The following is a 13590-nucleotide window of genomic DNA, read 5'->3' as shown; positions in this document are numbered from 1 at the left end:
TCCGTGCCCACTCCCATCACATCCGGTCAGCGAACCCATTCTCAATCTCGGAGAACTGCGTCTCCAGGCGGGCATCCAACTCGCCTTGCTTGGTTTCAAAGAGAATGTCGCCCAGTGCCAGGGCGTTGTCGCCCACAACTTCCGCCGTCATGACGCCCTCTTCCTCCAACGCCGCCCGGATCTGCTCAACATGACCCGGATGTACGTGAATACTCTGCAGGTCCTTCTTGGAAATCTTCGACAGCCCGGCGTTCAGCAAACCCAACACGGTGTCGGCATCCATCGACAGCTCGCGCCGCACGATGCGCCGCGCCACCGCGAAAGTCAGTTTGAGAATCTCGTGCTCCGCCTCTTTGCGCAGCTTGTGCTTGAGGCTCGCCAGTTGGGCCGCCGAAACCGCCAACCGGTCCAGCACCACCCGCAGCTCTTCCTGCGCCTCGGCCCGCGCCGCCGCCTGGCCCGCCGCCACGCCTTCCTGGAAAGCGAGCGCCTTCACAGCCTCCACCTGCTGCCGGATCTCGTCGACTTCCTTGCGCGCCTCGGCCCGCCGCTCGACTTCCGGCTTGGGCTGCGGTTCGGTGGCGAATAGCGCCGTGGGCCCGTGCCCGTTGCTCGCCTGCCGTTCGAACCACGGCCTGACCGACCGTCCGGCCGAACTGTCCAGAACCCTAGACGACATATTCTTCCGCACCCGCCGACCGCAAATCGATCAGCCCCTCGGCTTCCATCTGCCGTACCACGGAAATGATCTGCTGCTGCGCCCCTTCCACTTCTCTCAACCGCACCGGACCCGCCGCATCGATATCTTCCAACAGCATCGATGCGCCGTTCTTCGACATCGAGCCCAGGAACTTCTGCCGGATCTCTTCGCTGGTGCCCTTCAAACCCAGAACCAGCAGCTTGCGATCCACACGCGAGATCAACTCGCGCATCGCCTTGGCGTCCAGCTTCAGGATGTCGTCGAAGACAAACAACAGCCGCCGGATCGACTCCGCCAGTTCGGGCGCCTGCGATCCCACCGAATCCAGTACCCGGACTCCATCTTCCGGATCCAACCGGTTGATGAGTTCCGCCGCCAGTTGCACGCCGCTGGCCCGCTGCTTCTGCGGAGCGCCGCCCGCCGGCAGCCGTTGCAGCAGCGACTCGGCAATCAGCTCGATCATGGCCGGATCCGACTGGTCGATCACCGCCATCCTGGTGAATACCTCATATTGCCGTTCCGGCGTGAACGAGGAGACGATTTTGGAGCCGGCATCCGGCGCCATGGCCGACATCAGCAGGGCGACGGTCTGCGGATGCTCCGGTTCCAGGATGCGTGCCAGTTGTTCGCTGTCCGCCTCCGCCAGCAGGTCGAGCGCGGTCTTCTTGACTTCCTCACCCGACAGCGCCAACCCGGTCTGCCGGGCAAACTCTTCACCGAAAGTACCCGACAGCAGTTTCATCGTGTAGCCGGGTCCGCCATGACCCATGATCTGCCGCGTCGACGCCTTCTCTTCGAATTCCTGCAGAACCTGGTGCGCCTCGTCCACCGGCACGGGCCCCAAGGCATTCAGGGCCGCGCTGACCATCCGAATCTCATCCGGCTCCAACTGCTTCAAAAGCTTGGAACTGGCTTCCAGACCCAGGGCGGCCATCAGCACGGCCACCTTCCTTGCGCCGGGACTTGCTTCCGTTGCTGGCTTCATTACGCTCCCGCTTCCTGCTCAGACAGCCATTGCTTCAGCACGTTCGCGCATTGCTCCGGTTTCTCTTCCACCAGCATCAGCAACCGGGCCACCGGATCTGCCTCCTCGGCTTCCAGCGCCTGCTGCTCCTGCATCGCCTCAGCCAAAGCGCCCGGGGTACTCGACGCCGCTGGCAGGGCCGGCATGGCTTCCAAAACCGTGGACTTGCGCGCCTGCTTCGCTTTCTTATATCGGCGGAACTGCCATGCTCCAACACCCAGCACGAACACCGCGGCTAAAATTGCGCTCAGCGGAATCAGTTGCTTCTGGTCCTGCACCACGTTCGTGATCTTGGACTTCCAATCCTTGGCGGCCGCCGGCGCGGGCGCCTGGTCTGCCAGCGGGTCGCCGTGCAGATTCATCTCAAACGGCAGCACTTCCACGACAATCTGGTCGCCGCGTTCCTGCGAGAAACCCACCACCCCCGCCACCAGGTCGTGAATCGACTTCACCCGCTCCGGCGTCGGCGGCACAATCACCTTTTTCCTGCTGGCGCCCTGGCCCTGCCACTCGACATCGTTGTCCAGCAGCACGGAAACCGAAACGCGCCGCAGCGTGCCCTGCGGGGTCTTGCGATGCCGCACTTTCCGTGAAGTCTGGTAGGCCACATTCTCGGTTTTGCGAGAGGTCCCCACCGGTCCCTTCGCCCCCTCATTGGAAGGACGGGGCAGTGACGAAGCGGTACCGGGCACTCCGCCGGCCGGCGTGTGGCTGGAACTGTCCTCGCTCTTCTGGCTGCTCGTCATGACGGAGCGCTCGGGATCGAAGATCTCCTCGCTCTCATCCGTACTCGTCAGGTCGCAATCGGCCGAAACCCCGGCCCGGAAACGGTCCGGCCCTAACAGAGGTTCCAGGGTCGAGTTGATCTTGGAGAGCAACTGCTTCTCCACCGTCTGCTGGTATTCCAGCGCATAATCGTTCAGCTCTTCGCCGCTTTGGGTGGGTGTCCGCCTCGGACGGCCCAGCAGATTGCCGTTCATATCCAGCACGGAAACCGAGTCCGGACTCAGGCCTTCCACCGCACTGGAAATAAGGTGTGCAATGGCCTGTACATTCTGCGCGGAGAGCTTGGCGTAAGGTTTCAACTTAATCAGGACACTCGCCTTCGCCGGCTGCCGCGCCTCTGTGTACACTGACTCGCGCTTGAAAGTCAGGTGGATCCGGGCTTTCTCGACCTCCGCCAGCGAAACGACGGAACGTTCCAGCTCGCCTTCCAGCGCACGACGGTAGTTCACCTGCTCCGCAAAGTCGGTCACGCCAAAGTTGACCTTATCGAACAGTTCGAAGCCGGGCCGCCCGCTGCGCACCAAACCCGCGCCGGCCATCTCCAGCCGCATCTCCGCGGCCTGTGCCGTCGGCACCATCACCGACGTCCCGCCCTCGCCCAGGCGGAATTCAACACCCCGCTCCTTGAGCTTGGCCACGACAGCCGAAGCATCCTCGCTGGTCAACTCCTTATATAGGGGCTCGAAACCCCGCTCGTGCTGCCACCGGGAGATATAGAAGAATCCGGCGATGATCGCGAGACAGATGATCACGATCGAACCCCGCTGCTTCGGGGTAAGAGAGGCATAAATGCTGCGCAGTTGGTTCATTGGGTCCTAGTGAGGCCTCAGATCTGCATCCGCATGATTTCCTGATAGGCCGAAACGACTTTATTCTTCACTTGCAGGGCCAGCTCGAAGTCGAGTTCCGCGCGCTGCACCGCCATCACGGTGGAGTGGATCTCGTTCTCTTCCCCGCTGACAAACTGGTTCACCGCGGTCTCGGCCGTATTGTGCGACAACTCGACGCGGTCGATCGCCGCTTCCAGCAGATTGCCGAACTCGGGACTGACCGGACCGGTGGAAGTGACCTGGCTGGGCGACCCCAATCCGGAGATGTTGTCGATGCCGGCAATGTTCGCCATCGATGTCACGGGCGGTATCATCTAGACTCCCTCCCTGCCGCTCACCGCAGTAGATCGATGGAACGGTGAATCATGTCCTTCACCGCGCTCATCGCCGTCACGTTTGCCTGGTAGTTGCGCGAGGCGCTCATCAGGTCGACCATGTCTTCGGCCGGATTCACATTGGGGAGTTTGACGTAGCCCTCGGTGTCGGCGTCCGGATGACCCGGCATGTAGCGCCGCTCGGGATCGCGTGTATCCGTCACGATCTCGCTCACCTGCACCCCCGACGCCTGGTTGCCCAGCTCGGAGGCATACATCGACTGAAAAGGGGTATCCACGGAAGCCGTGGAAAAGACGGCGTCCTTGCGGCGGTAGGGTCCGCCCTCGGCCGTACGGGTTGTCTCGGAATTTGCCAGGTTTTCCACCAGCAGTTCGGCGCGCTGGCGTTGCGCCGTAAGCCCGGTGGCGCTGACGGAGAGTGCGGTGAAGAGGCTCATGCGCCTTTACCCTCCTGGATGGCCGTTTTGATTTGACGCACTTCGGTCTTCAGGAGTGTCGAGGCGATCTGGAATCGCATCGCGTTCTCAGACAGCAGGCGCATCTCGCGCTCCATGCTGACGTTGTTGCCGTCGGACTTGGCCGCAAGACCCGCGGGTTCTGAGATTTTGGGTTGATCCCCTTCCAGCACGGACTGCATTTGGGACGCGAAATCCACGTCCTTCGTCCGGTAGTTCGGGGTCTCCGCGTTCGCAATGTTGGCACTGACCAGGCGCTGGCGCAGTGCCACCAGATCCATGTATCGCTCGATACCTTCAGCGAGTTTGTCGACCATAACACTTGCTGACATGCAATCGGCATGCCAAGTGAGTTTTGTTAAGTCGGCTGGGCTTTATCCCCGGCTCGCCGTCAGCAACCGGACGATCACCGTCAAGATTCTGACGAATTCGCTAAAGGCTGGTGGACCAGGGTTCGTGCTCGCCCCCGCCCTGGGAGGCGTATGCGGTGGTGGGTTTGACTGTCTGCACCTGCTGCCGCAGGTGCTCACGGGTAGCGATCGCCGACCGGCGGGCCGCCTCCAATTCCTGCACGAGTCTCTGGGCGCGTTTTGCGCGTGCCTCGGGTGTTGGGGCGTCCGAAAGATACTTCTGGACCGCGGCCGCAACCTGCTCAACCTGTGCCAACGCGGCGTGCATGTCTTCGCTCTGGAGAATCGCCATCAGGGACCGATAGTAGGCATCCCAGCAAGCTTCCGCGGCCCCACCGGCATCAGTTGTTGGAATTGTTGTTGGCACTGAAGAGTCCCGTAATGAGCGTAACTTGCTGTTCCAAAAGGGCGATCGCCGCGTCCGACGCCGCCATCCGCTCCTTCAGGTTGGTCTCCATCACGTCAATGCGGTTCTGCATCTCGGCGATCTGGTCGTCTTGCCGCACGAGCGTCTTGGCTACCTGGCTGGAGGCATCGGTCAATACCCCGCCCGTCAGCCCATCCACCGTGTCCAGAGTGGCCTTCATGCTCTGCAGGAATCCACCGGAACTCTCGCCGCCCAGGAAGCCCCGAACAGCATCATTGTTGTCGGCAAAAGCAGTGGCAAACGTGGCAGTGTTGAACAGCAGCGTGCCGTTCCGATCGAGCGACAAGCCCAGGTCAGCCGGATTGCTGATCGTCGAGCCGGTCGTTTCGAACTTCATCAGCTCACGAAGAGTGTTGCCCAGTTCCGAAGGCAGGCTCTGCCCTGACAGTGCGCCGGTCCCCTGCCCGCGGTGTGTATCGATTTCAGAACCCGCTGCATTGAAAGCAGTCACGAAGGCGGAGATGTAGTCCTGAAGCTTGGTCGCATTCGGTGTCAGTGAGATGTCCGTCGAACCCACCGCTGCCAATTCCGCAGTCACACCCGGCGCGATCGTCACCTTGCGCGAAGTGCTGTCCACCGCGGTCGCGGGGAAGCCGTTCACGCGATATTGCGCGGTTGTGCCTGTGGCGTACTGAGTGGCGATGCTGCCTGTGGAATCAGAAAGATCGATCGTCACCCCGCCCAGGTCGGTGCTGCGCAGGGCCAGACGGTAATCCGCGGCCCCGGGCCCGCCGATGTTCACCACCGAAGCCTGCACGCCGGCGCCTTTCTCATTGATCGCCTGCGCCAACGCGTTCAGGCTGCCCACCGGCGGATGGATTTCCATCGGCACGCCATTAATGGTGAGCGTCGCCACTTCATCGCTGGTGATCGACTGCGATGTGGGATCGGTCACCTTGATCAGGCCATCATTACTTAGTGATGTCGAATAGGACCCCAGGTTGATCACCTCGAGGTTCATTTCCGTCGGCTGCGCACCAGAGGCCGCCGTGACGCGGGCAACCGCCGAGTTGCTCAGCGTCGCCGTCGGAGCAGCTGTCGTTCCCGAATCAATATTGTCCAGCGCAGTTCGCAGCGTCGAGAACTTGGAGGCCAGGCTGCTGATCGCCGTTTGTTCGCTCGCGGTATTGCTCCGCTGATTCTGGAGTTGTGTCAATGGCATCGACGCGATCGCGACGGATCTCTCGATCACTGACTGAAAGTCACTCGCGTAGCGGCTGTTACCGCTGAAAATTGCACTACTCGAAGACATATCTTACTCTCCTCACATCCCCGCCGGGCGGCGATCCAAACCAACTGACAATGCACGTATGGGGCCGATCCGAAGATCGGCCCCAAAATTGGTCAAGAACAAACCCAAAGTACTACCGGAGCAGGGTCAGCACCGACTGCGGAGCCGAATTCGCCTGCGCCAGGGCCGCCATCGAGGACTGCTGCAGAACCTGAGCCTTGGTGAGGTTCGAAGCTTCAGCAGCGATATCGGCATCACGGATGCGGGACTCAGCGGCCGAGATGTTGGTGGACTGGGAAGAAGCGAGGTTGACGGCATACTGCAGCTTGTTCTGGCTGCTACCAACCTGACCCTGGATCGTGCCCAGCGTCGCGGTGGCGGCGGTCAGGTTCGTCAGGGCAGTCTTGGCGTTCGCCTTGCTGGTCAGGTCATCGCCGTCGACGCCGAGACCGGCCGAGTCAACCACACTGGTCGCGGTCAGATCGAGGGTCACGATCGAGTTCGCCTGCGTGTCGCCGCCGCCCACGAACACTTCGCCGGCCTTGGCATTGTCGCCACCGGTGATCAGGCCGATGTTGGCAGCCTGGCGGTCGATTTCCGTCTTGATCGCCGTGAATTCGTCGTCCAGCGTCGTCAGGTCGCCCGTGAACGTATCGGAAGCGGCCTGGGTCGCCAGAGTGCGCAACCGGTCCACCATCTTGGAAATGTTGTTCAGGCCGCCGTCCACGATCTGGAGCTGGCTCAGGCCGTCGTTCGCGTTGCGGATGCCCTGGTTCAGTTCGGCAACCTGCGTGCGGTAGCTGTTGGCCACGGCAAGACCAGCCGCGTCGTCGCCCGAAGCGTTGATGCGGTAGCCCGAGGTCAGCCGTTGGATGGTCTTTGACTGGAAATCGGTGTTGGTACGAAGATTGTCCAGCGCCATCAAAGAGCCGGTATTGGTTTGAACTGAGATCGCCATTTCTACTCTCCCCTTTAATTTCTTTTTTTGAATTCCCGGTCGATCCTTTTAAGCTCGCCGAGGACATTCATGTTGTCGCAAGGGACCCAATTTCCTTTAAGAAATTTCTTTAGGCTCTTGACAGAAATTTGAAGGGGGCGCTCAGCGCCGTCATCCGATAGGCAAAGCTCCAGGGCACCGCTCCAGCCGGCGCCTCCGGTCCTTGCCGTCCGCCTGCATTCACTGGTTCGTTCGGATCGGCATCTTCTTTATATGGGACAGTCGCGGCCCATCCAACCCGGCGAATCCGGATCCTGATTCCGCCGCTGCCGCCTAAGTGGTACTGCCTATGCATTTACTTAGTCCTTTGTCGCACACGAGTGGCTATGTTTGAGGGAATTTAGGTGTTCGCGAGGACCGCGCACACAAATAGCGTTGGATGCGGACGCATCCTTTGATTCGCCGGAATCAGACCAATCCCAAACCGGACCGGAACCCGCCAGGCGCCGGAGGCCCGGCACACGAGTAGTTCCGCTCTGGCCAACGAGCCAGTGCTCAGCGCTTCGGGAAAGCGCCCGCCGCTACCTGCTCGCCGCCCGGCCGGCGCAACACACCCCAGGGCTGAACGGACTCGAGCCCGGGGCCGTCGCCAACCATCTGTAACTTATGGAAAGCATGGACAATAGCCGCACCGCCGGATCTCTGGGACCCGCCAGGCGTCCATCCACACAATGCCCCTCTCCGAGGTGTCTACAGTTCTCCTTTCAAGGAAAAGTTCTAGGCCGCGGAGCCGGATCACCGGCCCGCGGCCTAGGCTTCGTCAGAATGTCGCGGAGACTCGCGCCAGACTCCTATCGGACCCACGTGCCAATAACGGCCATTCCAAGGATCCGGGTCCAGCAGGATATTCCCCCTGCGAAGCCGAAAACAAACTAGTTGTCAAAGCCCAAGGTGACCCACCAGCTCGCGCCGGCGATCGCCAATTCCGATACTCAAACTCGTCTCTATACCCGGTCTCTTGGGACCGCTGGTCTGGACTGGCCGGTGGTTTGACCCATCGGGCTGAGCATCCGATCCCTACTGCCGGAGCAGCGTCAGGATCGACTGCGGTGCGGAATTCGCCTGTGCCAGCGCCGCCATTGAGGACTGCTGCAACACCTGCGCTTTGGTCAGATTCGAGGCCTCCGCCGCAATATCCGCGTCCCGGATACGAGAGTCGGCCGCCGCGATGTTGGTTGCCTGTGATGAGGCCAGGTTGAGCGCGTACTGCAGCTTGTTCTGGCTGCTGCCTACTTGGCCTTGGATTACGCCGAGGGTTGTGGTGGCGTTGGTGAGGTGTGTCAACGCTGCTTTGGCCGCGGCCTTGTTCGTGAGGTTGTCGCCGTTGATGCCGAGTCCTGTGGCATCCACTACGCTGGTGTCGGTCAAATCCAGGGTCACTATCGAATTCGCCTGGATATTCCCTCCGCCTACGTACACTTCCGAACTCCTGGCGTTCGGGCCCTCCGGGGTCAGCCCGATGTTGGCGGCCTGACGGTCGATCTCCGTCTTAATCGCGTTGAATTCGTCATTCAGACTACTCATATCGCCCACGAAGGTGTCCGAGGCGGCCTGGGTCGCCAATGTGCGCAAACGGTCCACCATCTTGGAGATATTGTTGAGACCCCCGTCCACGATCTGGAGTTGACTCAACCCGTCGTTCGCGTTGCGGATGCCCTGGTTCAGTTCAGCCACTACAGTGCGGTAGCTGTTCGCTACGGCCAAGCCGGCTGCGTCGTCGCCCGATGCGTTGATGCGATAGCCCGAAGTCAATCGCTGGATCGTCCTGGACTGAAAATCAGTGTTCATACGTAAGTTATCCAGGGCCAGCAGAGAGCCGGTGTTCGTTTGGACTGAGATCGCCAATTCCTTACCCCCGTGATCCTCTCGGTCCAGCCTGTCCCTGCCGGGTCAGCGCCTGAGGATGAGTGAATTGTCGTGTCCACCTGGAAATCCTTTAGTAAATCAGTTAAATCAAGTCAAGATTGGCAAATGCGATGCCAATTCCAGACTGGGTGCCTGGGAATGCCTGCCAGGCTGGTCTTCTGGCTGCTGTCGCGGAAGTACTCACGCGCTTCGGCGGAACTCGCCTGCCGCTCCTGCCTGGTAGACGGGCGCGGCAAGCAGGGCCAGCAGCCCCCCGGAATCAAGTGCTCGCTCGAGGGAACCGGCCTACAACGCCAGCCCGTCATTCACGCACTTGCCGTATCTGTTGAGGACGTTGGAGGAAGCCCAGCCTGGAATGAGCGGGTTGCCCACCCTGGCTATATGGAAATCATCCGGAACCTGAGCGCGGCCGTCGTCATCGGCAACCCCAATCGGACTGCCGGTTTGGAACGGCTGGAGGGCCGCGCCATCTGGGATCCTCTGCACTTAACTTCCTCGCCGTAAATGTACTGAAAGGCTGTCACCAGCCCGTAGGGAAGCGGTTGACGCGTTCTACCAACCTTCCGGACACACTCCGTGCCCGGCCTCGTCCAAGCGGACGATCTCCCAGACAAACCTGAATGGGTTTGCGATTTCAGTACGGAAGACAACCCCGTGGCTCTTTCAGGCCGTATCCAACCTGCCGGCCCTGATTCGGTCCCGCGCATCGTCCGGCCCATCCGCGCCTTCGTCAAATTCCAGGCGCGGAGAGCAAAGCGTTGCCTATCGTGTTTGGACCTTCAGGACTCCGCAACAGCTTTTCTCTCGACTGCTGCGTAGCAAGTTGGACGGGGCGGTCTTATCTCACCGGAAACGACCGGCCCGCACCTACTACTGGCGGAGGAGGGTCAGGACGTTCTGGGGGGCGGAGTTCGCCTGGGCCAGGGCGGCCATGGAGGACTGCGCCAGGACCTGCGCCTTGGTCAGGTTCGAAGCTTCCGCTGCGACATCAGCATCACGAATGCGGGACTCCGCGGCCGAGATGTTGGTGGACTGCGAGGAAGCCAGGTTCACGGCATACTGCAGCTTGTTCTGGCTGCTACCAACCTGGCCCTGGATGGTGCCAAGGGTCGCGGTGGCGATCGTGAGGTTGTCCAGCGCGGTCTTCGCAGCGGCCTTGGAGAGCAGGTCGTCGGAGTCGATCCCGAGACCGGCCTGGTCGACCAGGCTGCTCGTGGTCAGGTCGAGCGTGACGATCGAATTCGTCTGGCTGCTGCCGCCGCCGACGTAGACTTCGACAGACTGCGCATTGGCGCCGCCGGTGACCAAGCCGATGTTGGCGGCCTGCCGGTCGATTTCTGTCCGGATCGCCTTGAACTCGTTGTCCAGTGTGGCAAGGTCGCCCTTGAACGTGTCGGAAGCGGCCTGGGTCGCCAGAGTGCGCAGCCGGTCCACCATCTTCGTGATGTTGTTCAAACCGCCGTCTACGATCTGGAGTTGGCTGAGGCCATCGTTCGCGTTGCGGATGCCCTGGTTCAGCTCGGCCACCTGCGAACGGTAGCTGTTGGCCACTGCCAGGCCGGCGGCATCGTCGCCGGAAGCGTTGATACGGTAGCCCGAGGTCAGGCGCTGGATGGTTTTCGACTGGAAGTCGGTGTTCACACGGAGATTGTCAAGCGCCATCAGGCTGCCGCTATTGGTTTGGATTGAGATCGACATTTTATTCTCTTCCTTCTTTTTTTACTATCCCTCGGTCCAGCTTGTTGAACTCGCCGAGGACATTCATGTTGTCGTTACAACCCCGGATTCCTTGAATGATTTTATTAAATCACTTGACAGAAACTTTCCCCTCAAAGATGGCCACAGACTTGCGATATCTGTGCCCCCCGATCTCGCCCCGCCTTCAGTACCAGGTAGCGAATCCCTAGGTTGGAACCACTACGCCAGGGGGGCTACCACAGCCTCAGGACTAGCTTCCCGCAAGGACATGCAACCCGCAAATTACTGTTTCTATGCCACTTACAAGAACTTCCTCGCCCTGGGCACCCAGCACGGCTCAGTGCGGTCACTGGTACCCCGGTCCGCATTCCTAGGTGTCTCTTCCCTGCCCCACTCCGTCCGGCCCATTCAGGACTATCCTTCCGGCTGTCAGTTTTTTGACACTTAGCCAGGACCGTCAAAATTCTGACGCTATATTTAGCGGAAATTAGACAGTACATGATTAGAGGAAAGTTTTACTAAAACTTTGAAGAGCGGCCTCGTCGGGCTGGCCGGCCACCGGCGTCCAAGCGACCGGTGCCATTGCAGCGCGCAGGCAGAGTAGTAGCCGCAGCGGTAGCATGCCCCCCAGGTCAGGAAAGAGTCCCGGCCACGAGGATATGGCCAGACAGGACAGCAGCAGGCCAAGCCCGCCAGGCCCAGCGGCCCTTGCGGTCCAGTGACCTAAAAGCGTTAGGGGGAGTTGCGGCCGCGGATCGAAACCGAGCGCTGGTCTGTATATAAGGACAGTGGACCGGGGGAGGAGGGTTTTTAGAGGATTGGCGGCAGGCGGGAGCTAGCGGCGGCTCGTCGATGACGGCGCAGGGGTGGCGGCGGCGGTCAGGTCAGAAGCTTCAATACCCAGGTTCTGGATGACGAGATCGACACGGCGGTTCTTGGCCCGCCCCTCTTCCGACTCGTTATCGCCATTCGCCTGGTTCTCGCCATAGCCAAGGATCGCCACGCGCGTCCGGTCGATCCCGAACTTGGTGATCAGCATGTCCATCACGGCGATGCTACGCGCGGCGGAGAGCTCCCAGTTACTGCGGAAACGCGAGTTGTGAATCGGCACGGAATCCGTGTGACCTTCCACAACTATATGATTCGGAAGGGACTGCAGCACTTCCGCGATCGGCTTGAAGACCTCGATCGCATCCATCTGGACCTGATCGTCTCCAGACTTGAACAGGGCGGTCTGCCGGAAGCTGATCACCAGCCCGCGCGCCCCCAGGCTCACCTTCAGCTTCCCTGCCGCAATCTCCTTGGACAGTTTCTCGGTGAGCGCGTTCATGGGAGGCAGCAGCTCGGCCGGAATCTGCGGAGTGACCGCCGGAAGAACCTTCTTCGTGCCCCCAGGCCCGCGCAGCATGGCGTTTCCGATGCCCTTTTCATCCACCGTACCGCCCAGGATGCGCGCCACCACGCTGCGGCCCTCCAGCACGGCGCCTCGCTGCACAGCCCGGAGGTAGGATTCCTGGATGGCGGCCATCTTCGTCTTGTCCGTTTGCGAGGCCGCAAACATAACCACGAAGAGGGCGAAGAGTAGGGTGATGAAATCGGCGTAGGAGATCAGCCAGCGGTCATGACTGACGGGATGGTCTGTTTTCCTGCGGCGCCGCATGGCTTGGCCTGCCTATCCCTGCACCGTCGGCACGCTGGCCGGTGGAGCTATCTTGTTGGTCTCGCTCAACTTCGCCGTCTTGCGCCGCACCTCGGACGGACCCCGCTGCTGGAACGAGGCGAGCTTCTGGCGGATCATTTTCGGGTTCAAACCGTCCATCACCGCCGCCACACCCTCCATGATCATCTCGTTGCACACCAGTTGCGACCGGGACCGGGCGCGCAGCTTGCCAGCCGCCGGCAGGAACAGCAGATTGGCCGAGCCCACGCCATAGAGAGTCGCCACAAAGGCCACGGCAATGCCCGGCCCCACCTGGTCGATGTTCTCGATGTGCTTCATCACCTGGATCAGGCCCAGCACGGCCCCCAGGATACCCAGCGTCGGCGCATAACCACCTGCGGATTCAAGCACATGCGCCTCCGCCTCGGCGCGCCGTTCAGCCAGTTCGATCTCCAGTTCCAGCGTCTCGCGGTACTCCTGCTGCGCCATCCCGTCCACGCCTAGCTCCAAGGCCCGGCGCAGGAACGGGTCCTGGATCTTCTCCAGCTCATCTTCCAGCGAAACCACGCCTTCACGTCGCGCCTTCTGGGCCAGGCGGGCGATGTCCTCAATCCGCTGATCCACCTGATCCGGCACATAATAAAAGAGTTCCGGCAATCGCCGCATCAAGCGCGTGAACAATTCCAGTGGCGTATTCAGCAGCACCGCGCCCAGCGTCCCGCCCAGCACGATCAGCAGAGCCGAGGCCTGGCGGATGTCCGCGAAATGACCACCTTCCAGAATTAGGCCGCCCACCAGGCTGATGACCGCCAGTGAGGCGCCGAGCAGGCTCGAGAAATCCAGCCGTTTCTTTAACGTCTGGTCCGTGCTGTTGTCAGCGGTAGCCATGCTTGCTCTCTCCCGCGAACAGGGCGGCCGCCGTCCCGCCACGACCGCTCGCCGGCGGCGCGGCAGCGATGGCCCGCCTGTACTCAATCACCCGCGCGACCACCTCATCCAGCGATTCCCGAACCATCAGCCGCTGCCCGTTTGTCAGCTTCAACACCGTGTCCGGAGTCGACTCGACGCACTCGATCAGGTCAGAATTGATCACGATCGGTTCCAGGTTCAGGCGTGTGAGTCGGATCATGATTGCGCGCAAATACCTTCGATCTTCTGTCGCAGAAGTTCC

15 protein-coding genes are annotated in these 13590 nt (G+C 61.1%); 1 reads left to right on the top strand and 14 read right to left on the bottom strand.

Features of this window, described 5'->3' with window-relative positions:
• Window positions 1-16 precede the first annotated feature (16 nt).
• From IRI77_RS02645 to IRI77_RS02600, 10 genes are all read right to left on the bottom strand, one after another.
• The gene (locus tag IRI77_RS02645) at window positions 17-679 is read right to left on the bottom strand and encodes a FliH/SctL family protein (RefSeq protein WP_194450541.1); all 663 of its coding nucleotides are present in this window, start codon (window positions 677-679) and stop codon (window positions 17-19) included.
• Window positions 669-1685: a flagellar motor switch protein FliG gene (gene fliG / locus IRI77_RS02640; protein WP_194450540.1), complete on the bottom strand. Its 1017-nt coding sequence runs from the start codon at window positions 1683-1685 to the stop codon at window positions 669-671. The genes IRI77_RS02645 and fliG overlap by 11 nt, the downstream gene beginning before the upstream one ends.
• Window positions 1685-3319, bottom strand: a complete 1635-nt coding sequence (fliF, locus tag IRI77_RS02635) for a flagellar basal-body MS-ring/collar protein FliF (RefSeq protein WP_194450539.1) — start codon at window positions 3317-3319, stop codon at window positions 1685-1687. The genes fliG and fliF overlap by 1 nt, the downstream gene beginning before the upstream one ends.
• Before the next feature lie 17 nt (window positions 3320-3336).
• Entirely contained in the window at window positions 3337-3654 is a 318-nt protein-coding gene (gene fliE, locus IRI77_RS02630; RefSeq protein ID WP_194450538.1) for a flagellar hook-basal body complex protein FliE, read from the bottom strand.
• A gap of 20 nt (window positions 3655-3674) precedes the next feature.
• The gene (gene flgC, locus IRI77_RS02625; RefSeq protein WP_194450537.1) at window positions 3675-4112 is read right to left on the bottom strand and encodes a flagellar basal body rod protein FlgC; all 438 of its coding nucleotides are present in this window, start codon (window positions 4110-4112) and stop codon (window positions 3675-3677) included.
• Complete coding sequence (locus IRI77_RS02620; RefSeq protein WP_228486566.1) at window positions 4109-4462, bottom strand: flagellar basal body rod protein FlgB; 354 nt, start codon at window positions 4460-4462, stop codon at window positions 4109-4111. The genes flgC and IRI77_RS02620 overlap by 4 nt, the downstream gene beginning before the upstream one ends.
• 100 nt (window positions 4463-4562) lie before the next feature.
• Window positions 4563-4832: a hypothetical protein gene (locus tag IRI77_RS02615; protein ID WP_194450536.1), complete on the bottom strand. Its 270-nt coding sequence runs from the start codon at window positions 4830-4832 to the stop codon at window positions 4563-4565.
• Window positions 4833-4881: 49 nt separating this feature from the next.
• The gene (gene fliD / locus IRI77_RS02610; RefSeq protein ID WP_194450535.1) at window positions 4882-6219 is read right to left on the bottom strand and encodes a flagellar filament capping protein FliD; all 1338 of its coding nucleotides are present in this window, start codon (window positions 6217-6219) and stop codon (window positions 4882-4884) included.
• Window positions 6220-6331: 112 nt separating this feature from the next.
• Window positions 6332-7156 (bottom strand): flagellin N-terminal helical domain-containing protein, encoded by an 825-nt coding sequence (locus tag IRI77_RS02605; protein WP_194450534.1) that lies wholly within the window; start codon window positions 7154-7156, stop codon window positions 6332-6334.
• Window positions 7157-8212: 1056 nt separating this feature from the next.
• Entirely contained in the window at window positions 8213-9040 is an 828-nt protein-coding gene (locus IRI77_RS02600; protein WP_194450533.1) for a flagellin N-terminal helical domain-containing protein, read from the bottom strand.
• A 159-nt stretch (window positions 9041-9199) separates the two neighbouring features.
• Here IRI77_RS02600 and IRI77_RS02595 point away from each other — a divergent pair, with 159 nt between their 5' ends.
• Window positions 9200-9565, top strand: coding sequence for a hypothetical protein (locus IRI77_RS02595; protein WP_194450532.1), 366 nt, complete (start codon window positions 9200-9202; stop codon window positions 9563-9565).
• A gap of 366 nt (window positions 9566-9931) precedes the next feature.
• Here the strand turns inward: IRI77_RS02595 and IRI77_RS02590 are convergent, their stop codons facing one another.
• From IRI77_RS02590 to IRI77_RS02575, 4 genes are all read right to left on the bottom strand, one after another.
• The gene (locus IRI77_RS02590; RefSeq protein WP_194450531.1) at window positions 9932-10759 is read right to left on the bottom strand and encodes a flagellin N-terminal helical domain-containing protein; all 828 of its coding nucleotides are present in this window, start codon (window positions 10757-10759) and stop codon (window positions 9932-9934) included.
• Window positions 10760-11594: 835 nt separating this feature from the next.
• The gene (locus IRI77_RS02585; RefSeq protein ID WP_194450530.1) at window positions 11595-12419 is read right to left on the bottom strand and encodes a flagellar motor protein MotB; all 825 of its coding nucleotides are present in this window, start codon (window positions 12417-12419) and stop codon (window positions 11595-11597) included.
• 12 nt (window positions 12420-12431) lie between these two features.
• Window positions 12432-13307, bottom strand: a complete 876-nt coding sequence (locus tag IRI77_RS02580; RefSeq protein ID WP_194450529.1) for a flagellar motor protein — start codon at window positions 13305-13307, stop codon at window positions 12432-12434.
• Window positions 13294-13548, bottom strand: a complete 255-nt coding sequence (locus IRI77_RS02575; protein ID WP_194450528.1) for a flagellar FlbD family protein — start codon at window positions 13546-13548, stop codon at window positions 13294-13296. Before IRI77_RS02575 ends, IRI77_RS02580 begins: the two co-directional genes overlap by 14 nt.
• Between the last annotated feature and the right edge of the window lie 42 nt (window positions 13549-13590).

The organism is Paludibaculum fermentans, assembly GCF_015277775.1.
In the GTDB taxonomy this organism is placed as follows: Bacteria; Acidobacteriota; Terriglobia; order Bryobacterales; family Bryobacteraceae; genus Paludibaculum; species Paludibaculum fermentans.
This window is presented reverse-complemented; position numbering and strand designations above follow the sequence as displayed.